Source organism: Alkalibacterium iburiense (assembly GCF_039521845.1).
Lineage (GTDB): Bacteria > Bacillota > Bacilli > Lactobacillales > Carnobacteriaceae_A > Alkalibacterium > Alkalibacterium iburiense.
Map to the genome: position 1 here is coordinate 36,860 of NZ_BAAACW010000068.1, position 23,188 is coordinate 60,047.

Consider the following 23,188-nt stretch of genomic DNA (forward strand, 5'->3'; position numbering starts at 1 on the left):
ATGCATGCATCTCGTGTAATATCTTTTTTGCATCGAAGTTTGATTGCTGTTTTACACACGTTTATGCTTATTCCTGTTTTCCTTTTCTTTATGACCTTAAACCGTGTCCCTCATCCACACATCCTCCTGTCCTTCTTTCTAGTGACTCAGGTTCTGGCTGTTTTATTATATAAATGGTGGCTGTTTTTACCTGTTCAACTTGTTCATATTCTTTACCGTTTGTATGGGCACTTTCCTTCTGTCACTCCTTCCCTCACTATTCGAGAGTGGATGAGAGAAACAGGGTATACTATTAGCAGTCAATTCAGTGATTTATTAGAAGGGCGTTTAACTGATGTTCCCGAACTCCTTATTTTTAGTCTGCTCTTCCTGCTCATTAGTCTTCTCACTAGTTTGGCTGTGCATAAAAAATGGGCTCTCCCTTCTTTCTTAGTCCCTTTTAGTTATTTAATGATTGTGCACACCTTTACGGATAACCGGATCCTATCTTATATGGTCCTGTTAGTCGGATTCAGTTTTTTATGTATAGCTGTAATGAAAATGCCTACTGATATTCACTGGAGCCATTATTTAAAAAATGTCACCTTAACCTCTTTGATCACTTTCGCTTTAGTTAGTCTCTCGTCTTGGGGTGTTGACCGTTTTCGTTCCAGTCAGGAATGGGTAGAAGTACAATTTTACCCTTATCAGCGCACATTGGATGATAGCGGGTTTTTCAATTGGATTAATGCGTATTCAACGGGTTTAGGCTATCAGCGAACAGGTTTCGGATTGGATGACTCTGTTTTAGGCGGCCCCTTACACCAGGATTTCACTCCCTTATTTAGAGCGTATACGGATGAACCTAATTACTGGAAAGTCATGCATCGCACGGAATACACTGGGAGTGGATGGGCAGATAATATGGATGAATCTTTTACGTCCGTATCAGAACCCATTAATCGTGAACTGCTCTACCCTGAATACAATCTTACCTTTGATAATATGCGGGATGAAGAAGTGTACACCCATCTGACCATTGACTGGTATAATGATGTGGACTATATTGCTTATCCCTATGGCTGGTCTACTTTCGAATTAGATGAGATAGAAAACGATTATGCTCTTGATTTCTATGAAAGAAGCAGCTATTATGCTCTTCCATCTGAACTAGAGGCAATTTCTCACTATTCCATTTATTATGATGAGCAGTTTCCGGACCGATTTGATGAAGAGCGTTTAAGTCAAGATGACGGATGGCGAAGCCTAATCATCGATGACTACCGCAAATGGATGGAAGAGGAAGAAGTGGATGAAGAGGCAGAGATGGATCAAGAGGAAATTTTGGCTTATTTCTTTGAAGCTGAGCTGCAAATACCAGATAGCCTCCCTCAAAGAGTAGCCGAATTAGCCGAAGAGATTACGGAAGGGCTGGATTCTGAATACGAGATGGTACGTGCTATCGAACAGTATCTTAAAGAAGACGGTGGTTACCGCTATAGTTTATTAGAAGTTGAAAGTAGTCCAGAAGGAGAAGATTACGTGGATTATTTTCTTTTCAACTCTTTTATCGGGTATTGCGATAACTTCTCTACAGCGATGACTATGATGCTGAGAACCATCGGCATTCCTGCCAGATGGACAAAAGGCTTTACACCGGGTAACTTGTATATCAATGGAAAGGATACGCCTTATTACCAAGTCAGTAACGCAAATGCCCACTCCTGGGTTGAAGTGTACTTCCCAAGTTTTGGATGGGTCCCGTTTGAACCGAGTCCGTCTTTTGCCAATCCTGTGACGAATCCAGAACCCGTCCCTTCTATTTCTCAGGAATCCTACGTAGTAGAAGAAGAGGACTATATAGACTTAGAAGAAATCGAACAAGAGGTTGACCCTATCATTGAAGAGGAAAATGCGTCTGAAGAACCGACAGGATCAGAAGAACTTAAAGGTTCCCCGGAATTAACTCCTTATCTATCTGAAACATCTGATGATGAAAGGGAGCCCTCTATCGATTGGTCTACACTCATCCTTTATATCTTTTTACTATTTATGGGTTTCCTTCCTCTTTTCTTCTTATTCAGGGGTGAAACGGTTCAGTGGGGATTGAAACAACTGGTATCAACCAATCTACTCTCTTTAGAGAAAGCTATCCAGCTGATTCTGTCTTTATTCAATCGAAAGAAAAAACTGCAACCGGGTCAGACGATTGAAGATTACTTGAATCAATGGAAACCTTTTGTACCTAATGAAACGGATACCATTGACCAGTTCATTGCACTGGCTAATGTCTCCTTTTATAGTGGGAAAGAATCACAGGAAGCACTCAGCTCAGAACAAAAGGCAGTCATCTTAGGTATGGTGGATGTTTACAGCAAAGCACCGGATTTAAAGAGAGCCAAACACAAATCCCAAGTCATTATATAGTAAAAGAGTATCCGTCGTTAGTACGGATACTCTTTTACTATAGTGACAGGTAGATTTACTCTACATCATTGGCTATTTCTTCTTCCACATCTGTTAAATCGACGGTATCATGATCAGTGTACTGAGCTTCTACAATGATGGTTACTCTTCCGATTTCCATATCTCCATCTGATTCTTCCCCTACGATATTTAAGGATAAGTCTTGCAAGTAATAAGTCGAGTCATCCATGGTCGCTTCAAGGGTCATAGTGATGTTTTCTTCTGAAACACCGCTTATGGAGAGACTGAATTCTTCCTCAAACGCTTCCCATACTTCACGGTCATTGCCTTCATAGCTTAGAACAAGGACGTCTCCAGAATGACTCGCTTCCATTAGGTCCTCTATTTCTATGAGAGACTCGACTACATTGGGATACCAAGGGGCGTACTCAATAGGACCGGCATCCGGATAATGTGTCCAATTCTCATTCTCCTTTAAATAAAAGTCATTTCCTTCAAAGAACACTTCTTGACTTAATCCTGCAACGTTTTCTTCTACACTGTAGCCTTTATCCAAATCACCGACTATGGATATAACTATTTTCAGTTCATCTTCTTCGACTACATTATCTGGTCCCAGTGACACACTCACACGAATATCCGTATCCGAAGAATAACTTTCTAAATTCTCTGACCCTTCCTGAATGTATTCCGTCCAGTTTTCTTCCAAATCTTCGGGACTTTGACAACCAACCAGTACACATCCGCTTATAATAAGACTTCCAATAATTTTTTTCATTTTTTTCTCCTTCTTTACACCCACTATTTATAAAAAGCATAGCATGAAAGCCTCATCAATCTCAACGGAAAGAATAGACGAGGAGAAAGTAAAAAAACCGCAAAAACCATCAAGAGATGATTTTTGCGGTTTATCATTTAGGTTTACATTAAAGTAAGTGTCCCAAAGCATTCAATGATTATTGAATAACTTTAGTAACAACTCCAGCACCTACTGTACGGCCACCTTCACGGATAGTGAATTTAGTTCCGTCTTCAACAGCGATTGGAGCGATTAACTCAACAACCATGTTTGTGTTGTCTCCAGGCATAACCATTTCAGTTCCTTCTGGTAATTCAACAACACCTGTTACGTCAGTTGTACGGAAGTAGAACTGTGGACGGTAGTTAGTGAAGAATGGAGTATGACGTCCACCCTCTTCTTTTGAAAGTACGTATACTTCAGCATCAAATTTTGTATGCGGAGTAATAGCACCTGGTTTAGATAAAACTTGTCCACGCTCGATGTCATCACGTGACATACCACGTAATAATGCACCGATGTTGTCTCCAGCTTCAGCGTAGTCTAATAATTTACGGAACATTTCAACACCAGTAACAGTTGATTTAACAGTGTCTTTAATTCCGATAACTTCAACTTCGTCACCAACAGAAACAGTACCTGTTTCAACACGACCTGTAGCAACTGTTCCACGACCAGTAATTGAGAATACGTCCTCAACTGGCATTAAGAAAGGCTTGTCAGTGTCACGTTCAGGAGCTGGAATGTAAGTGTCAACAGCTTCCATTAATTCTAAGATTTTAGCTTCGTACTCTTCGTCGCCTTCTAAAGCTTTAAGAGCAGAACCAGCGATTACTGGAATGTCGTCTCCAGGGAAATCGTACTCAGATAATAAGTCACGAACTTCCATTTCAACTAATTCTAATAATTCTTCGTCGTCTACCATGTCTACTTTGTTCATGAATACTACGAAGTAAGGAACACCAACTTGACGAGCAAGTAAGATGTGCTCACGAGTTTGTGGCATTGGGCCATCAGCAGCAGATACTACTAAGATAGCTCCGTCCATTTGTGCCGCACCAGTGATCATGTTTTTAATATAGTCCGCGTGTCCTGGGCAGTCCACGTGTGCGTAGTGACGGTTTTCAGTTTCATATTCAACGTGAGATGTTGCAATTGTAATTCCACGTTCTCTTTCTTCTGAAGCGCCATCGATAGAATCGTATGCTTGTGCTTCTGCGAAACCTTTTTTAGCTAATACGTTAGTAATTGCAGCTGTTAAAGTTGTTTTACCATGGTCAACGTGTCCAAGAGTTCCAACGTTCATATGCTGTTTACTACGGTCAAATTTTTCTTTTGCCATTTTAATTAGTTCCTCCTTAGATTATATCTATCTTTTTTAAAATAGAAACCATTTCTATTCCTATTTTTCCTATACATTATACCGATACAACAGTATAAAATCAATCAATTTGGCAATTCTGTGCACTCTCTCATAATTGTATACGGAATGCATAAAGAATGAAAGAGTGCTTTGCCTAAAGGACGAATCCTTTATTATACTTCTCCACCATTTTTCTTGATGATTTCTTCAGCAATACTCTTAGGTACTTGCTCATAGTGGTCGAATTGCATAGTGAATGTTCCGCGTCCTTGAGTCGCAGAACGTAATGCAGTCGCGTAACCGAACATTTCTGCTAAAGGAATCATCCCTCTAACAACTGTTGCAGCTGAGCGCTGTTCAGATCCTTCGATATTTCCACGACGAGCAGAAATATGACCCATGATGTCTCCCATGTAATCTTCTGGAACTGTAATTTCAACAGCCATGATAGGCTCAAGAATAGCAGGTTCAGCTTTTTTAGCAGCGTTTCTAAGAGCTAATGAAGCAGCTACTTTAAACGCAGACTCACTGGAGTCGACATCGTGGTAAGATCCGTCGTAAAGTCTAGCTTTAATATCAACTAAAGGATATCCAGCTAATACACCATTGTCTAAAGCGGCTTCTAAACCAGCTTGTACTGATGGAATGTATTCACGAGGAACAACCCCACCAACAATAGCATCTTCAAATTCAAATCCGGATCCTTCTTCACCTGGAGTAAATTCAATCCATACGTGACCGTATTGACCTTTACCACCAGACTGACGAACGAATTTACCTTCAGCTTCAACAGCTTTAGTAAATGTTTCACGGTAAGATACTTGTGGAGCCCCTACACTTGCGTCAACTTTAAATTCACGTTTTAGACGGTCAACGATGATGTCTAGGTGTAATTCACCCATACCAGCAATGATAACTTCGCCTGTTTCGTGATCTGTTTCAGCACGGAAAGTAGGATCTTCTTCAGCTAATTTTTGTAAAGCTAATCCCATTTTATCTTGGTCAGCTTTAGATTTAGGCTCAATAGCTACCTGAATAACTGGTTCAGGGAATTCCATTGATTCTAAAATAACTGGGCTGTCAATGTCACATAACGTGTCACCAGTAGACGTGTCTTTTAATCCAACTGCTGCAGCAATATCTCCTGAGTGAACTTCAGAGATCTCTTCACGAGAGTTTGCATGCATTTGTAGGATACGACCAACACGTTCACGGCTGTCTTTAGTTGCATTCAGGATGTATGATCCAGCTTCTAAAGTACCTGAGTAAACACGGAAGAATGTTAAACGACCAACGTAAGGGTCAGTCATAACTTTAAATGCTAAAGCTGCAAATGGTTGATCGTCACCAGCAGTACGTTTGATTTCATTTTCTGGATTACCTTGCTCATGTCCAGTAATGGCAGCAACGTCTGTTGGAGCTGGTAAGTAGTCAACAACAGCATCTAATAGCAATTGAACACCTTTGTTTTTGAATGCTGATCCAGCTAATACTGGGTAGAACTCAACATCTAGGGTTCCTTTACGAATACCGGCTTTTAGTTGCTCTTCAGTGATTTCTTCACCTTCAAGGTATTGCATCATTAGCTCTTCATCTAATTCTGCAACAGCTTCAACTAATTTAGTACGCCATTCTTCAGCTAATTCTTGATAATCTTCAGGAATATCTTCTTCAGTAATGTCAGTTCCTATGTCGTTTCCGTACATGTAGGCTTTCATTTTAACTAAGTCGATGATACCTTCAAAGTTGTCTTCAGCACCAATTGGCAATTGAATTGGGTGAGCATTTGCCTGTAAACGATCAGATAAAGTACCTGTTGCATACAAGAAGTCTGCACCAATTTTGTCCATTTTGTTGATGAATACAATACGAGGAACGCCGTAAGTTGTTGCTTGACGCCAAACGGTTTCTGTTTGCGGCTCAACACCTGACTGCGCATCTAATACTGTAACAGCACCGTCTAATACACGAAGTGAACGTTCAACTTCAACTGTGAAGTCTACGTGTCCTGGTGTATCAATAATGTTTACACGGTGGTTATTCCATTGAGCAGTTGTAGCGGCAGACGTAATGGTGATTCCACGCTCTTGTTCCTGCTCCATCCAGTCCATTTGGGAAGCACCTTCGTGTGTTTCACCAAGTTTGTGGATACGGCCTGTGTAATAAAGGATACGCTCAGTTGTGGTTGTTTTACCAGCATCGATATGCGCCATAATCCCGATATTACGTGTTTTCTCTAGAGGAAATTCTCTTTTGGCCACTAATCATTACACCTCTCTTATTTTTAGTCATTTCATGTTGTCATGAAAACGGATGGGTTCTAATTTCAATAGCAACTGTGCGCTAATAGTAAACTAAAGCGCCAGTTCCAGTTAATTTTACCAGCGATAGTGAGCAAATGCTTTGTTTGCTTCAGCCATACGGTGAGTTTCTTCACGTTTACGAACAGCAGCACCAGTGTTGTTAGCTGCATCCATAATCTCTCTAGCTAAGCGATCTTCCATGGCATTTTCACCACGAAGACGAGCATAGTTGACTAACCAACGAAGTGCTAATGTCGTACGACGTTCAGGACGTACTTCAACTGGCACCTGGTAGTTAGACCCTCCTACACGACGGGCTTTAACTTCTAGTACAGGCATGATGTTTTTAAGTGCTTGTTCAAACACTTCCATAGGATCATTACCTGTTGTTTCTTTAATTTGCTCAAATGCGTCATATAAAATGTGAGCTGCTTTACCACGTTTTCCATCAACCATTAAACGGTTGATTAAACGAGAAACCAATTTAGAATTGTAAATCGGATCTGGCAATACATCACGTTTTGCTACAGGACCTTTACGAGGCATTCAAATTCCTCCTTTCGCGAGAATAATAAATTCAATGTTTAATTTTTATTTTGATTTTTTAGTTCCGTATTTAGAACGGCTTTGTTTACGATCAGTTACTCCTGCAGTGTCAAGTGCACCACGAACGATATGGTAACGTACCCCTGGTAAGTCTTTTACTCGACCTCCACGAATTAATACCACACTGTGTTCTTGCAAGTTATGACCTTCTCCTGGAATATATGCTGTAACTTCAATCTGGTTAGATAAACGAACACGAGCATATTTACGTAATGCGGAGTTAGGTTTTTTAGGAGTCATAGTTCCAACACGTGTACATACACCACGTTTTTGTGGAGAGTATACTGTTGTCTGTCTACGTTTTTGAGTGTTGTAACCTCTGTTTAACGCTGGTGATTCAGATTGAGCCACCTTGGATTTACGAGGCTTACGGATTAATTGGTTCATTGTAGGCATTGGGTGTTTCCTCCTTCCATTCATTGTAAAATTAAGTTTGTATCTAGACCCACACATCCAGGCGTTCTCTAAAAAACAAAAAAAGAATAATCGCTTTTTAGCGAGTCAATCATTGTTTCGAGAACAAGAATATATGGTCACATTCGGCCCTTGCGCGCCAGTCAGCACGACTGTTAACTCGATTGAGCTAGAATAATCTAGAACAGGAATCTGTACACAAAAGCACCTATAGCATAATATCACGCATAGTAGGTTATGTCAATGATTTCCTAAAATAAATTTCAAATTTTAAAAAGGGCACAGGGCAGACAGTGCTGCCCTATTTCCTTCTTCAATCGTGTTGTAATTTAGTCTGTTTGTTCCGTTTCTTGAGCTTCTTCGTTTATGCTGTAAACATTTTCGCTTACAACACCCACTTTTTTCGGCTCCATATCGTTATAAATCTTCATACCTGTTCCGGCTGGGATAGATTTACCGATAATGACATTCTCTTTCAGACCAATTAACTGGTCATTCTTACCTCTGATAGCGGCATCTGTCAGGACACGTGTCGTCTCCTGGAAGGAAGCAGCGGATAAGAAACTGTTTGTTTCAAGTGAGGCTTTCGTAATACCAAGTAAGATTGGACGACCTGTTGCAGGTTGGCCACCGCTTAACAAGGTTGCTTTATTCGCTTCTTTAAAGTCATAAATATCGATCAGACTACCTGGCAATATTGAGGTATCACCCGGGTCAAGAACGCGAACTTTTTGAAGCATCTGTCTCACCATTACTTCGACGTGTTTGTCACCAATTTCTACCCCTTGACTTCGGTAAGCATACTGAACTTCTTTCAGCAGGTAATTTTGTAATTTAATGACACTACTTACAGCTAGCAATTGTTTTGGATCGATAGACCCTTCATTCAAGGCATCTCCACGTTCAATAAAGCTGCCTTCCTGTACACGTAAACGTGCATTAATCGCTAAAGTGTAAGAGCGTGTATCCGTTGCCCCTTTAATAGTAACTTCCTTCGTACGTTCTGCTGGGTTCTCATCTATAGAAACAACCTCACCCGTTACTTCCGTAATTGTTGCTTGTCCTTTCGGATGACGTGCTTCAAAGATTTCCTGTACACGAGGGAGACCTTGTGTAATATCGTCTCCAGCTACCCCACCGGTGTGGAATGTACGCATCGTTAACTGAGTTCCTGGTTCTCCGATTGATTGAGCAGCGATTGTTCCAACCGCTTCGCCTACTTCAACTTCTCTACCAGTTGCTAAGTTACGGCCGTAACATCTCTTACATACACCATGGTTGGTGTTACATGTAAAGACGGAACGAATCGTTACTTCTTCAATTCCTGCATCGATGATCTGTTTAGCTAGATCTTCAGTGATCAATTCATTTTCTCTCACTAAAACCGCACCTGTTTCAGGATGAAGGGTTGTTTTACGTGCGTATCTTCCGATAATACGTTCTTCTAGATGTTCGATTTCTTCTGTTCCATCATATAATGTTCTTGCTTCTAATCCACGTTTCGTTCCACAGTCTTCTTCGCGAATAATGACATCTTGGGCTACGTCAACTAAACGACGTGTCAAGTAACCGGAGTCAGCTGTTTTCAGAGCTGTATCCGTCATTCCTTTACGGGCACCATGTGTCGAAATGAACATTTCAAGGACAGATAAACCTTCACGGAAATTAGACGTAATCGGTAATTCCATGATTCGTCCACTTGGAGCAGCCATCAAACCACGCATACCCGCTAACTGTGTAAAGTTAGAGATATTACCACGTGCTCCTGAGTCACTCATCATGTAGATATTGTTCTTCGTATCCAATGAAGCCATCAAGTGTTCTTGAATAATGTCTTTCGTTTTCGTCCATAAGTCGATAACTGCACTGTAACGCTCTTCTTCTGTAATCAGACCACGTCTGTGAGAGGCGTTTATGCGCTCAACTTGTTTGTCCGCTTTAGCTAGGATTTCTTCTTTTTCTTCTAAATGAGAAATATCTGCTATACCAACAGTTATTCCTGATCGAGTCGAATATTTGTAGCCTAAGTTTTTCATCAAGTCAAGCATCTTAGATGTTTCCGTTACTTGGTATCTCTTAAAGACTTCTGCGATAATATTACCTAAGTTTTTCTTCTTGAACGGATCAACCGGATCCATGCTTGCAATGTGTTCCTTAATGTTGGTTCCGTACTCTACAAAGTATTTATCAGGAGTCTGATTCACTAAGTTTGTTTGAGTCGGTTCATTTAAATAAGGGAATTCAGCAGGCATAATTTCATTAAAAATAATTTTACCAACAGTTGTAATTAAGAATTTCTCTCTTTGTTCCTCTGTAAATGGTTTGTTCGGCAATGCAGATGCGTGCATCGCAACACGCGTATGCAAGTGAACATAACCTGTCTGGTAAGCTTGTACGGCTTCTGCAGGTGTAGAGAAGACCATGCCTTCTCCTACTTTCCCAGGCACTTCCATTGTGAGGTAATAGTTTCCTAAAACCATATCCTGTGAAGGAGTCACAACCGGTTTACCATCTTTAGGGTTAAGAATATTTTGTGCACCAAGCATTAAAATACGTGCTTCAGCTTGAGCTTCTTCACTTAATGGAACGTGAACAGCCATTTGGTCTCCGTCAAAGTCAGCATTGTATGCTTCACAAACTAGTGGGTGCAGACGAATCGCTTTTCCTTCTACTAATACAGGTTCAAAGGCTTGGATACCCAAACGGTGTAATGTAGGTGCTCGGTTGAGTAGAACAGGGTGCTCTTTAATCACATCTTCAAGCACTTCCCATATTTCTTCATCCAAACGCTCTACTTTACGTTTCGCATTTTTAATATTATTTGCAATTTCTCGAGAAACTAACTCTCTCATAACAAAAGGCTTGAATAATTCAATCGCCATTTCTTTTGGCAAGCCACATTGGTACATTTTCAGACTTGGACCTACTACAATAACGGAACGACCAGAATAGTCTACACGTTTACCTAGTAAGTTTTGACGGAAACGTCCTTGTTTTCCTTTTAACATATGAGAAAGTGACTTAAGCGGGCGGTTACCTGGTCCAGTAACAGCACGTCCACGACGGCCATTATCAACCAAAGCATCCACTGCTTCTTGTAACATACGCTTTTCGTTTTGAACAATAATATGTGGTGCATTTAAGTCTAATAATCGTTTCAGACGGTTATTACGGTTAATGACACGACGGTATAAATCGTTCAAGTCACTTGTCGCAAAACGTCCACCTTCCAATTGAACCATTGGTCTCAGTTCAGGCGGAATAACAGGCACAACATCCATAACCATCCAAGTCGGATCATTTCCAGAATTTCTAAATGCTTCTAGAATGTCTAGACGGCGAATCGCACGGGTACGTTTTTGCCCTGTAGCGGTTTGAAGCAATTCTTTTAATTCTTCAACTTCCCCTTCAAGGTTCACATCTCTGAGTAATGTTTTAATGGCGTCTGCCCCAATTTCAGCCTGGAAAGAATTTCCGTATTGCGCACGGCGCTCACGGTATTCTCTTTCAGTCATCAATTGTTTTTTCTCAAGCGGTGTGTCCCCTGGTTCTGTTACAACATAAGAAGCAAAGTAAATAATTTCTTCTAATGCACGTGGAGACATATCTAATACTAAGCCCATACGACTTGGAATACCTTTAAAGTACCAAATGTGCGTTACAGGAGCAGCTAATTCTAAGTGTCCCATACGCTCACGACGTACTTTAGATTTTGTTACTTCTACTCCACATCGGTCACACACAATCCCTTTGTAGTGTACTCGCTTATATTTTCCACACGCACACTCATAATCTTTTGACGGTCCAAAAATTCTTTCACAGAATAAGCCGTCTTTTTCTGGTTTAAGTGTACGATAATTAATTGTTTCTGGTTTTTTTACTTCTCCGTAAGACCAACTGCGTATCTTATCCGGTGAAGCCAATCCGATCTGAATACTTTCAAATTTATTTACATCGATCAAAGGGGCTACCTCCCTTTAGTAGAATATGAAGCTGCCCTAATGCTCCACTTTTCTAGTACTTATTTTGAAACAGGTAAGAGAGTTTGGGTTGAGCCGCACTCTCTTATTTTATTTGTCTTAATCCTGTTCTTGACCTTCTGCTTCTCTTTGAGCCAGCAGTTGCTCTTCTTTTTGTCTTTCTTCTTCAGCTCGTTTATCTTCTTGTTCTTTTTTCATTTTTTCTAATGAATCAACAGAACCGAACTCATCATCTTCATCGCTATCTTGTAAATCAATAGCTTCTTTATTGATATCCAGTACTTTCAAGTCCAGTCCTAGTGACTGCAACTCTTTAACGAGTACTCGGAAGGATTCTGGTACGCCTGGTTTCGGTATAGGTTCACCTTTGACAATGGCTTCGTATGTCTTCACACGACCAACAACGTCATCTGACTTGTAAGTCAAGATTTCTTGTAAGGTGTATGCCGCACCATATGCTTCCAGTGCCCATACCTCCATTTCTCCAAAACGTTGTCCACCGAATTGCGCTTTACCACCAAGTGGTTGTTGTGTCACTAGAGAATATGGACCGGTTGAGCGGGCATGTAATTTGTCATCAACCATATGCGCTAATTTAAGGAAGTACATCACTCCAACAGATACTTTGTTATCGAACGCTTCTCCTGTTCGACCATCGAATAGCACTGTCTTACCGTCTTCGTCCATTCCAGCCTCTTTAATTGTCTCCCAAACGTCTTCTTCACTTGCTCCATCAAATACTGGAGAGGCAATGTGAATACCCATTTGACGAGCTGCCATTCCCATGTGCAATTCAATGACCTGTCCAATATTCATACGAGAAGGAACACCTAGTGGGTTCAGCATAATGTCTACTGGAGTACCATCTGGCATAAACGGCATGTCTTCTTCTGGAAGAATCAGTGAAACGACACCTTTATTTCCGTGACGTCCAGCCATCTTGTCTCCTACGTTGATTTTACGTTTTTGAACGATGAACACACGAACAAGGTAGTTCACTCCTGGTGATAATTCGTCTCCCGCTTCACGGGTAAAGATTTTCACGTCATGAACAATACCGCCGCCACCATGTGGTACACGTAGAGACGTGTCTCTTACTTCACGTGCTTTTTCACCAAATATAGCATGGAGTAATTTTTCTTCAGCTGATAATTCTGATACTCCTTTAGGCGTGACTTTACCAACTAAGATATCGCCATCTCTAACTTCTGCACCGATACGGATAATTCCGCGATCATCCAGGTTCTTAAGAGCATCGTCACCGACGTTTGGAATTTCTCTCGTGATTTCTTCAGGTCCTAATTTCGTGTCACGTGCTTCTGATTCATACTCTTCAATATGAATAGAGGTATACACGTCATCTTTAACTAGACGCTCACTCATGATGATGGCATCCTCAAAGTTGTACCCGTCCCATGTTGTAAAGGCAATAAGCGGGTTACGTCCTAATGCCATTTCTCCGTTTTCCATAGAAGGACCATCTGCTAAGATATCCCCTTTGTCTACTTGTTCTCCATGGCGAACGAGTGTGCGCTGGTTATAAGAAGTCCCTGCGTTTGAACGTTTAAATTTAGCTAAAACATATTTATCTAAAGCTCCATCTTCTCGACGTACACGAATTTGTTTAGCATCCACATATTCAACGACTCCCGAGTGCTCCGCAATAATTGCTGCTCCAGAGTCTCTGGCAGCTGTATGTTCGATACCAGTACCCACGAGTGGAGCTTCTGGTTGAATCAAAGGAACAGCCTGACGTTGCATGTTCGCTCCCATTAGTGCACGGTTGGAGTCATCATTTTCCAAGAAAGGAATACTGGCTGTCGCAACCGAAACCACTTGTTTTGGAGACACATCCATATAGTCTACTTGATCAGCTGCCACTTCTTCGTTGTTATCTTTTGTACGTGCTAACACAAACTCATTTTCAAACGATCCATCTTCATTTAATGGAGCGTTAGCCTGAGCGACAACATATAAATCTTCTTCGTCAGCTGTTAAATAATGAATTTCCTTGGTCACTTTTCCAGTTTCTCTATCTACTTTACGGTAAGGAGTTTCGATAAAGCCGAATTCATTTATTTTCGCATAAGTGGATAAACTGTTAATTAACCCAATGTTAGGTCCTTCAGGTGTTTCAATCGGACACATACGACCATAGTGAGAGTAGTGAACGTCCCTTACTTCATAACCCGCACGGTCACGCGTCAATCCACCCGGTCCAAGTGCAGACAAACGTCTCTTATGCGTCAATTCGCCTAGAGGGTTCGTCTGGTCCATGAACTGAGATAATTGAGATGATCCAAAGAATTCTTTAATAGAAGCCACAACGGGTCTGATGTTGACTAATTGCTGCGGTGTAGTCGTTGATGTGTCTTGAATAGACATACGCTCACGAACCACACGCTCCATACGTGATAAACCGATACGGAACTGATTTTGAAGCAATTCACCAACTGAACGGATACGTCTGTTTCCTAAGTGGTCAATGTCATCTGTTTCTCCAATGCCTTCTAATAAGTTTAAGAAGTAACTGATTGAAGCAATCATATCTGCCGGTAAAATGTATTTAATTTCACGGTCAGGATGAGCATTCCCAATCACATGAACTACTCGGTCATTATCTTTTGGTGAATACACTTTGACCAGCTGAATGTCAACTGGTTCAGGTACAACCCCTTCATCTGATGGGTAAAGCGTAATGTGATTCAATCCTTCATCTAATTTAGGACCGATAACATCCATCACTTCACGATTGATCAGTGTACCTTCTTGAGCTAAAACTTCTCCTGTTTCACTATCCACAAGAGGTTCAGCTAAGGTTAATCCCATTAAACGGTTTTTCAGGTCTAATTTTTTATTCAGTTTATATCGTCCAACTCGAGCTAAATCGTAACGTTTTGGATCAAAGAATCGAGTGGTCAATAAACTTCTGGATGAATCGGCTGTTTTAGGTTCTCCTGGACGTAGGCGCTCATAAATATCTTTCAGCGCTTCTTCTACGCGAGAGTCTGTTGAGTTTTTATGAATATCTTTTTCAAGTGTAGCTAACAAGCTTTCATTTGATCCAAAGATATCAAGAATTTCATCATCTGAACCAAAACCTAATGAACGAACTAAGACACTTAAAGGTATTTTACGTGTACGGTCAATACGTACATTGGATAAGCCTTTAGAGTCTGTTTCGTATTCCAGCCATGCTCCACGGTTAGGAATTACGGTTGATCCGAATCCTTCCATACCATTCTTTTCAACTTTAGGACTAAAGTAAACACCTGGTGAACGAACTAACTGAGAAACGATAACACGTTCTGCTCCGTTAATAATGAATGTTCCATGACCAGTCATTAATGGGAAATCTCCAAAGAAGACTTCTTGTTCCTTGACTTCTCCAGTCTCTTTATTAATTAAACGTAACTTTACATATAATGGTGCGGAATAGTTTGCATCATGTTGTCTTGCTTCATCTACGGTATATTTAGGTTCTTGTAATTGATAGTCAGTAAATTCCAATAGTAGGTTTCCTGAGAAGTCTTCAATAGGAGAAATATCTTTAAACATCTCTCTTAATCCTTCTTCTAAAAACCAGTCATACGAATTTGATTGGATTTCAATCAAGTTCGGAAGTTCTAACACTTCGTTGATTCGTGAAAAACTTCTACGTGTACGGTGCTTGCCGTATTTTACATCTTGGCCTGCCAACCTCTTCACCCCTCATTATTAATCACTACTTCGTGTACGAAAAGATATTGGATTCGCATTGTTACGTTTTAGTAACAACTATAACAAATTGATTAAAAATAAGGTTCTAACCCTATTTTTGACCAAAAAAAAGACAAAAGACTAGTGAAAGAATAAACTTAACCATCACACATTCTTTTGTTTTTTCATAAAAACCCTATACGGACAATATTTCGCACGGGTTTCTCTTTTCATACTTGTTTAGCGTCTATTTATTCTACACTAAAGCTTTATTTAAGTCAAGGTTATATTCTTTTGTGCTATTTTTTGAGTTCAATTCTTTATTGAGTGCCTAAACTTCACTTTTAGGCAAAAAAGGTGAGTTTAGTGATAAGTTTTTTTCTAAACTAAAGATAATTGCAAAATAGTTGAGTTCACCATATTTTTCTTCTAAACTCAACACAAACAAGCATAACAAAGGACCACTCCTTCAACATTGAGTGATCCTTTATGATTATTTTTTAGATTGTAAAATCCAGTAGCCTTTATCTTGCACAATGCGTTCGATATTCCCAAATACGTCTTCCATTTTCTTTTTGGCACTTGGTGCACCTTGTTTCTTCTGAATAACTATAGTTAAAATTCCACCAGGTTTAAGTTGATTATAGGCTCCTTCGAGAATTTGATGAACCACTTTTTTCCCAGCTCGTATGGGAGGATTAGAAAATATACCTGCAAAATCTTTCTTTTCTACTGCCTCATATATATGAGAAGAATAAATGGATACGTTGTTTACTTTATTCGCTTGTGCATTTTTCTGAGCCAGTTCGAGTGCTCGTGTATTGACATCGACCATTTCGACTGTTCTATTGTTATCTTTTAAAGCCAAAGCTAAGCCCATCGGTCCGTAGCCACAGCCTACATCCAGTAAGTCTCCCTCTGGAAATAGAGACAGATCAACGGATTCAATAAGTAACTGAGAACCGAAATCTACCTTCTCTTTAGAAAAAACTCCGGAGTCTGAAGTAAAATGAAACGTTCGGTTATCTAATGTAGCTTCCCATGTGACAGGGTTACTCTTTGTATTGGGATTTTCAGTATAGTAATGTTCTGACATTCTGATTGCTCCTTCTCTTTCAGCGTGTGTCTATTATACCATGTCAGAAGGGTCCGTATACTCCTCATACTCTTTTTCTGTTACCCAGCCTGACTCAACAGCTGCTTCCTTTAATGTCGACCCTGCTTCATGGGCCTTTTTTGCGATGGCGCTGGCTTTGTCATAGCCAATATGAGGAGATAATGCCGTTACGAGCATTAATGACTGATCAACTAAACGCTTCATCTCTTCTTCTACAACAGCTATGCCTTTTATGCATTTCTCATTAAATAAGTACAAACTGTCACTAAGCAAGTGGATGCTTTGCATGAAGTTATAAATAATAACCGGCATAAAGGCATTCAATTCAAAGTTACCCTGTGATGCAGCTACTCCAATAGTCGTGTCATTTCCCATAACTTGAACACAGACCATCGTTAACACTTCTGCCTGTGTAGGATTGACTTTTCCAGGCATGATAGAACTGCCTGGTTCATTGGCAGGTATTGATATTTCTCCTAGTCCGCTTCTCGGTCCACTGGCCAGCCATCTGATATCATTAGCCATCTTCATCGCATTGGCTGCTAAAGTCTTCAATGCGCCATGACCGAACACAAAAGCATCTTTACTTGATAAACCGTGGAACTTATTTGGATTTTCTACGAAGTCAAGGGTCGTCCATTGAGCTATTTTTTCTATAGCTCGTTTAGCAAAGTCCGGGTGAGTGTTCATGCCTGTTCCGACTGCTGTTCCTCCTAAAGGCAAGGATAGAAGAGAAGGCAATGTTTGGCGAATCATCCACTCATTTTGCTTTATCATTTCCCTCCATCCACTAATCTCCTGACCAAATGTAATAGGTGTTGCATCTTGTAAATGAGTCCGACCGATTTTAATCGTGTCTTCGTACTTTTCTTCCAACCCTAGCAGGCTTTCTTGAACCTCTTTTAAAACGGGCAAGAGAGTCTCTTTCAGTTTAATTACACTAGCTATATGCATCGCTGTTGGAAAAGTATCATTTGTACTTTGTCCCATATTCACATCATCATTAGGATGTACCTTTATTTCTTGATTTTTTGTGGCCAAATGAGCAATAACCTCATTAACATTCATGTTTGTTTGAGTCCCGCTTCCTGTCTGCCATACAGATAAAGGAAATTCACTAAGCCATTGGCCGTTCACTATCTCATTACACACTTTTGAAATAGCCTGAGCTTTCCCCTGATCTAACTTTTTCAGTTCTGCATTGGTTTGAGCGGCTGCTTTTTTAATTAAGGCATAAGCTTTAATCAAAGAGATGGGCATTTTTTCCTTACCAATTGAGAAATTCTCTAAACTCCGCTGAGTCTGAGGACCCCACAAGCGATCAGCTGGAATGGTTACCTCTCCAAATGAATCCCGTTCCGTTCGTTTTTCCATCCATTAACACTCCCTATTTTTTAAATGACATAATCTGAGAACGCTGTTTTTAAATAATGAACTAATTCTTCTTTTGATTCTTTCCTCATAATGTCATCTGCCAGATCCTCTACTAAGACTTTTCGATTCCGACTACTTGTAAAGCCTTTATCTAAAAGGGTTTTGACATCTTCTGTCGACAAGTAAAAATTCAGCTTGATAGACTCTCTTCCTAATTCGGATAGCAAGACTGTAATACGGTTTGAAAAGACTATAATTTTATCAAAAGCCATTTGATTTAGTTTATATAATTCATTAATGGTTAAATGAGCAACCATCTCAAAGTTTACATGTTGACTGAGTACTTCCAGGAAAAAATTGACTTTTTCTACTGATGAATTGGTAATGATAACAATCCTCGGTTTATCCTTTTCGACCATTTGATTTTTAATAATAAACCGTTCGGCTATTAAGCAAAGCACAGAAATTTGATGCTCCGTTAATTCGAAGGCATACCTGTCTTTAAAAGAATCAGCGCTTTTCGTCAGGAGAGCAAACAATTTTGGAAATACATATTTTGTATCGTCTAACTTGTCATCGTAAAAATAATATTCGAGTTTATTCTTAATTAAACATTTATATAAATAAGCATACAATTCGTCATACACCTGTTGATAGGTATAGAAATGAATGGATGTTTCTTCTTCTATTTCCTTTATTAAGTGTTGAGCCATAGCACGAATTATTTTATTCTTAGGAAAGGTTAAGGGCTCTTTGTAATTTAATGATGCAATGAGATAGTCCATATATTGACTGTCCTGTTTGACTGGCAGAAGATGGTGCTGAGGTACTTCTGGCATCTCTTCAAGAGAGCGTGTAATCGGAAATCCTTTTTCATTCCGCATCAAACTAATAGCCAAGTGTATATAAATGAATTTTTTCGACGCGTAATCCACTGCTCTTGATTGTTCACCCACAACCTTTTCAATCACTTCAATTACTTCGGAATGATAGCTGGATAAGTGCTCTTCAAACATGACATAGAGTAACTTTTGTACAGGTGTGTTCGCCTTACGAGGGATATAATAATCATTTTTGTCTAATTCTATCACTGAGATGAGACGTCTCGCTACGAACATCCTGAGAAAAATTTCATTGCCTTCTATCTGAATGCCGCGTTTGTGTCTGTTTCGTATAGTGATAGTCTTTTCTTCAAGTAAATAGCCTAATTCTTTACGGTCATTTTTCTTTGTAGACAAACTAAGGTTGAGCGTGTCGTAAAGCTCTGTCATATTAACTATTCCTTGTAAAAAAGCTTTGCAAACAATCAGTGACAGCCTTTCATCGACAGAAGAGGCATAATCTTTCAACTCCAGTCTTTTACATAAATTAGAAAAATCTTCGTAACTCATATTAGTCTTCATTTCATTCTGACTTATACTAAAATGCAGATGACTCGGCAAATACTCATTTAAGGTGTATATGCTTCTTTTTAAAGTGGACTTGCTTTTATTATATAAACCCACACAGGTAGCAAAATCGATGCTCCCTTTATCTTGGACATAGTTAGCTAATTTTAAATCAAACTCGGTGACGACCACTGTATTCCCCTCACATTTCTCCTTGTTTTCGATAACGGTAACAAACCCTGATTTAAAAGTAAAGATGATGTCCACCATTAACTAAAAAATAGACTTCTTAACTGGCTTTTTCTTTTAGTATGATGGCTGCATCATTTATTCGACCGCAAGAACTTAAAGTATGTGTTGGAGGTCTAATAAATCGTATATTTACAACCACCTAGATAACTTTAATGCTATTCCGGTCTGATATAGTGCTTCTTAACGACCTGAATGAGAAGAGAGTGACTTGTCTGGTAGTATAAAAGTCTTTTTGGACTAGCAGCTACAACTTTTTTCAATCTAAGAGAAAAAACCGCCTCAGGGGACGGTTTTATCTCTTTTATAATCTTTAGCTTAGCTCTTTTGCCCTATCTTGTGCTTTCTTAGCCATTTTAACTGCTAACTCTGGAGCTAAACCAATATAACTTCGTGGATCAATCAATTCCTTTAACTCTTCATCGGTAAAGTTTTCACTTATGAGATCATTCTCTTTTAGATTGGTTAAGAAATCTTCTCCGTGAGCGGCTGTTTTTATAGCAATATCATAAATAAGGGAGTGGGCTTGATCTTTTCCAAGTCTTTTAGCCATCTCCATCATCAAGTATTCACTATTATCTAAGCCTTTGTTGCGTAAAGCATTCTCTAACATACGGTCTTTATTCACTTGTAAAGTACGTGTCAGCTCTTCAGCTCTTAACAAAATTTCTGTCATAAGCTGTAAGCTCTCTTCTAGCAAGCCGTCAAAGAGCATATACTGACTGCTGTCTCCTTCATAGGGTCTAACGGACGAGTAAGATCCTACGCCTGGAAGTGAGTACAATTTTTGAGAATTAGCAATAATGCCTTTAGCCAACTTAGGATTAATCTTATGTGGCATTGTGCTACTTCCGACTGTTCCTTCTTTAAATCCTTCAGCGACTTCTGCAATTTCTTCCAAACTGGTTTGATATACTTCTTCAGCTATTTTGTGACAGACACTAGCTAATAAAGATAAATTCATCATGTATTCCAACTTATGTGTATTGATGCTTCTAGAAGGAACGTCCATAGAGTACATACCTAAAAGGTCAGCTACACGCTCTTGAACGGCTGGTCCAACTTCCGGCATCGTACTAAAGGTCCCTACTGCACCACCCGTCATGATTCTGAAAACACGTTTTTCAGATTCCTTAAGACGGTCTACGCTATCTAGTAATTCACTAATCCAAGCTGAAACTTTATAACCGTACGTAATGGGAGTAGCATGTCTGCCATGGGTACGTCCGGGCATAACCGTATCAGCATTTTCTTCTGCGAGTTTAGACAAATTAACTAATATCTCTCCACATAATTCGATGAATTTGTCATGAATCTGCTTCATAACGATTAATTGTCCACTCTGCTGGACATTTTGAGTCGTGATACCGTAGTGGACATACTTTCCACTTTCTTCCGGACACGCTTTGACTAACACTTTTAGAAAAGGAACAAAACCATGTCCAATTTCCCTGTAAATCCGATCCATCTCTTCAAAATCAATATTTTCCACTTTCGCTGCCTCTTCAATTTCTTGAGCAGCTTCTTTGGGTATAAAACCTTCTTCAGCCTGAGCTTTAGCTAAGGCAGTTTCTATTTTTAACCAGGCTTTATATTTTGTTTTTTCCTCAAATAATTCTCTTATTCCTCTATCATCAATCGTTTTACTTTTCGAGTCATAAAATGCTCTCATAATGCTCCCCTTTCTTCCTTAGACTTATTTGTTTGTTCCTTTCATATAATCATCCACTTCATTTCGAACAAACTCTACGTGAGGCCCATACACAACGTGAATATGGTTCTTTTTAGGGAAGAATATACCGGCAGCTCCAGAGTTCTGAACGGTCTCTTTATCAACTTTTCTTTGATCTTTTAAGTCAATACGTAAACGAGACACACAATTATCGATATTGGTGATATTTTCTCTTCCACCCAATCCTTCAACAACCAATGCGGCAATTTCATCGTAACGTTTTTCATTCAGCAAAGTGGCATCCTGTACTTGTTCTTCACGCCCCGGAGTTTTAATATCAAATTTCGTGATAAGGTAACGGAAAGCAAAGTAGAATACGACAAAGTTGATGACACCGATAATAATAATGTTATACCAATTGGTATTTTCATATAATAATCCAAAAATTGCGAAGTCGAAAATCGTTCCACGAATATACCCCATAGCTACTGGGAAGAATGAAAACAGCATTGTTCCTAAACCAGTTAACACAATGTATACTCCATATAAAATAGGAGAAATAAACATGAATGAGAACTCAATCGGTTCAGTAATATTTCCTAATACTGCAGTTAAAACAACAGTTAAAATAATACCGCCGGCTAGTTTTTTATTTTTAGCATAAGACGTGTGGTACATAGCTAAACCAATAGCAGGTACACGGAATAAGTTACGAACCATTTGCCATGGCGCTAAATAAGGACTGATTTGAGGTAAGACTCTTGTCCATGACTCGTGTTCTGGTCCTAACTCAAAGAGAATTTCGTTCATGGCATTTAACACACCAATATACGTTTCCCCATCAATGGTATACGTTCCACCGACTTCAGTAAATCTGACAGCTGCACTTAAGACGTGGTGCAAGCCTAATGGAATAAGAGCTCTATCCAGCATGGTGTAAATACCTGGTCCCCACGGATGCGTCATTAAGGCTGGTGAAATCCAGATGAGTACGACAGTGAATCCTTCCCACAGAATAGGGACAATAAGTCCGATTGGAATAGTAAATAAAAAGGCCAATATCAATACTAATTTTTTTCCCTGCGAAGAAGGCAAAGGCCAATGGTAACTGTGTACGGTAAAATTTATCTGTTAATTTCGCAGCAAGAAGGCCTGAAATAATACCCCCAGCAGCATCGATACGTAATGTTTGAATACCCAAGACCATACCTTGCCCAAGCTCTCCCATCATTTCTTCAGATGCTAGAGTACCTGTAGCAGATAAGAAGACATTCATAGTTACGAGCAAAGTCAAGTAACTGATAATGGAAGCAAAAACAGAAATTCCTTTCTCATTTTTAGCCATTCCATACGCGACACCCATCGCAAACAAAATAGGTATATTGGCAAAAATGACGTTCGATATACTTTGAATACTTCTAAAAATCAATTGCAATGTTTCATTTCCTAATAATGGCACTTGTTCAATCATATACCCTTGAGTGAATGCGCCCATTAACCCAACCAGCATACCTACGGGTGCCATAATCCCAATAGGCAGCAATAAAGATCGACCAAATACTTGTATTTGATCTTTAAATCTATCCCACATACTTTCCACCTCTTTAATATTTTTTTATTCATCCTAAGATTACTATTCCTTAATAGCGCATTCAAGGGCATAATGATAGACTGTTTCAGTTCATATTTTGACCTACAAATCAAAACCACCAGTGTGAACTGGTGGTTTGCTCTGCGGCTGTAAGCCTCTCTTACCGGCCTCGGCCTGAAAGGCCCACTGAATGGGTTTCCCTTTTGCACCACATTTACTCACTGATT

General features: G+C 39.7%; 14 protein-coding genes. 1 reads left to right on the forward strand and 13 read right to left on the reverse strand.

The window, feature by feature from the left end; translation table 11 throughout:
• Positions 1-2,406: a transglutaminase-like domain-containing protein gene (locus ABDZ53_RS05910; RefSeq protein WP_343754671.1), complete on the forward strand. Its 2,406-nt coding sequence runs from the start codon at positions 1-3 to the stop codon at positions 2,404-2,406.
• A 55-nt stretch (positions 2,407-2,461) separates the two neighbouring features.
• On the opposite strand, the gene ABDZ53_RS05915 is transcribed toward ABDZ53_RS05910, so the two are convergent.
• The 13 genes from ABDZ53_RS05915 to ABDZ53_RS05975 all read right to left on the reverse strand — a co-directional run bounded on the left by ABDZ53_RS05915 (position 2,462) and on the right by ABDZ53_RS05975 (position 22,961).
• Positions 2,462-3,184, reverse strand: a complete 723-nt coding sequence (locus ABDZ53_RS05915) for a hypothetical protein (RefSeq protein ID WP_343754672.1) — start codon at positions 3,182-3,184, stop codon at positions 2,462-2,464.
• Between the two features lie 178 nt (positions 3,185-3,362).
• On the reverse strand, positions 3,363-4,547 hold the full coding sequence (gene tuf, locus ABDZ53_RS05920; RefSeq protein WP_343754673.1) for an elongation factor Tu: 1,185 nt from the start codon (positions 4,545-4,547) through the stop codon (positions 3,363-3,365).
• 194 nt (positions 4,548-4,741) lie between these two features.
• Positions 4,742-6,829 (reverse strand): elongation factor G, encoded by a 2,088-nt coding sequence (gene fusA / locus ABDZ53_RS05925; protein ID WP_343754674.1) that lies wholly within the window; start codon positions 6,827-6,829, stop codon positions 4,742-4,744.
• 117 nt (positions 6,830-6,946) lie between these two features.
• Positions 6,947-7,417, reverse strand: coding sequence for a 30S ribosomal protein S7 (gene rpsG / locus ABDZ53_RS05930; protein ID WP_343754675.1), 471 nt, complete (start codon positions 7,415-7,417; stop codon positions 6,947-6,949).
• A gap of 45 nt (positions 7,418-7,462) precedes the next feature.
• Positions 7,463-7,873: a 30S ribosomal protein S12 gene (gene rpsL, locus ABDZ53_RS05935; protein ID WP_343754676.1), complete on the reverse strand. Its 411-nt coding sequence runs from the start codon at positions 7,871-7,873 to the stop codon at positions 7,463-7,465.
• A gap of 347 nt (positions 7,874-8,220) precedes the next feature.
• Complete coding sequence (gene rpoC, locus ABDZ53_RS05940; RefSeq protein ID WP_343754677.1) at positions 8,221-11,853, reverse strand: DNA-directed RNA polymerase subunit beta'; 3,633 nt, start codon at positions 11,851-11,853, stop codon at positions 8,221-8,223.
• 117 nt (positions 11,854-11,970) lie between these two features.
• On the reverse strand, positions 11,971-15,579 hold the full coding sequence (gene rpoB, locus ABDZ53_RS05945) for a DNA-directed RNA polymerase subunit beta (protein WP_343754678.1): 3,609 nt from the start codon (positions 15,577-15,579) through the stop codon (positions 11,971-11,973).
• Between the two features lie 484 nt (positions 15,580-16,063).
• Positions 16,064-16,666: a class I SAM-dependent methyltransferase gene (locus ABDZ53_RS05950; protein WP_343754679.1), complete on the reverse strand. Its 603-nt coding sequence runs from the start codon at positions 16,664-16,666 to the stop codon at positions 16,064-16,066.
• A 33-nt stretch (positions 16,667-16,699) separates the two neighbouring features.
• Positions 16,700-18,061: a class II fumarate hydratase gene (gene fumC, locus ABDZ53_RS05955; protein ID WP_343754681.1), complete on the reverse strand. Its 1,362-nt coding sequence runs from the start codon at positions 18,059-18,061 to the stop codon at positions 16,700-16,702.
• A gap of 20 nt (positions 18,062-18,081) precedes the next feature.
• Entirely contained in the window at positions 18,082-19,641 is a 1,560-nt protein-coding gene (locus tag ABDZ53_RS05960; RefSeq protein WP_343754683.1) for a helix-turn-helix domain-containing protein, read from the reverse strand.
• 370 nt (positions 19,642-20,011) lie between these two features.
• Complete coding sequence (locus ABDZ53_RS05965) at positions 20,012-21,370, reverse strand: class-II fumarase/aspartase family protein (protein WP_343754685.1); 1,359 nt, start codon at positions 21,368-21,370, stop codon at positions 20,012-20,014.
• A 24-nt stretch (positions 21,371-21,394) separates the two neighbouring features.
• A complete protein-coding gene (locus tag ABDZ53_RS05970) occupies positions 21,395-22,411 on the reverse strand; it encodes a PTS transporter subunit EIIC (RefSeq protein WP_343754752.1) in 1,017 nt (338 codons plus the stop codon).
• Positions 22,293-22,961 carry a PTS transporter subunit EIIC gene (locus ABDZ53_RS05975; RefSeq protein WP_343754687.1) on the reverse strand — a complete coding sequence of 223 codons (669 nt, stop codon included), beginning with the start codon at positions 22,959-22,961 and terminating at the stop codon, positions 22,293-22,295. The genes ABDZ53_RS05970 and ABDZ53_RS05975 overlap by 119 nt, the downstream gene beginning before the upstream one ends.
• Positions 22,962-23,188 lie beyond the last annotated feature (227 nt).

Bases quoted from the DNA above. Each gene is read 5' to 3' on its own strand.
- ABDZ53_RS05910 (WP_343754671.1), top strand. From the start codon at position 1: ATGCATGCATCTCGTGTAATATCTTTTTTGCATCGAAGTTTGATTGCT.
- ABDZ53_RS05915 (WP_343754672.1), bottom strand. From the start codon at position 3,184: ATGAAAAAAATTATTGGAAGTCTTATTATAAGCGGATGTGTACTGGTT.
- tuf (WP_343754673.1), bottom strand. From the start codon at position 4,547: ATGGCAAAAGAAAAATTTGACCGTAGTAAACAGCATATGAACGTTGGA.
- rpsG (WP_343754675.1), bottom strand. From the start codon at position 7,417: ATGCCTCGTAAAGGTCCTGTAGCAAAACGTGATGTATTGCCAGATCCG.
- rpsL (WP_343754676.1), bottom strand. From the start codon at position 7,873: ATGCCTACAATGAACCAATTAATCCGTAAGCCTCGTAAATCCAAGGTG.
- ABDZ53_RS05950 (WP_343754679.1), bottom strand. From the start codon at position 16,666: ATGTCAGAACATTACTATACTGAAAATCCCAATACAAAGAGTAACCCT.
- fumC (WP_343754681.1), bottom strand. From the start codon at position 18,061: ATGGAAAAACGAACGGAACGGGATTCATTTGGAGAGGTAACCATTCCA.
- ABDZ53_RS05965 (WP_343754685.1), bottom strand. From the start codon at position 21,370: ATGAGAGCATTTTATGACTCGAAAAGTAAAACGATTGATGATAGAGGA.
- ABDZ53_RS05975 (WP_343754687.1), bottom strand. From the start codon at position 22,961: ATGTGGGATAGATTTAAAGATCAAATACAAGTATTTGGTCGATCTTTA.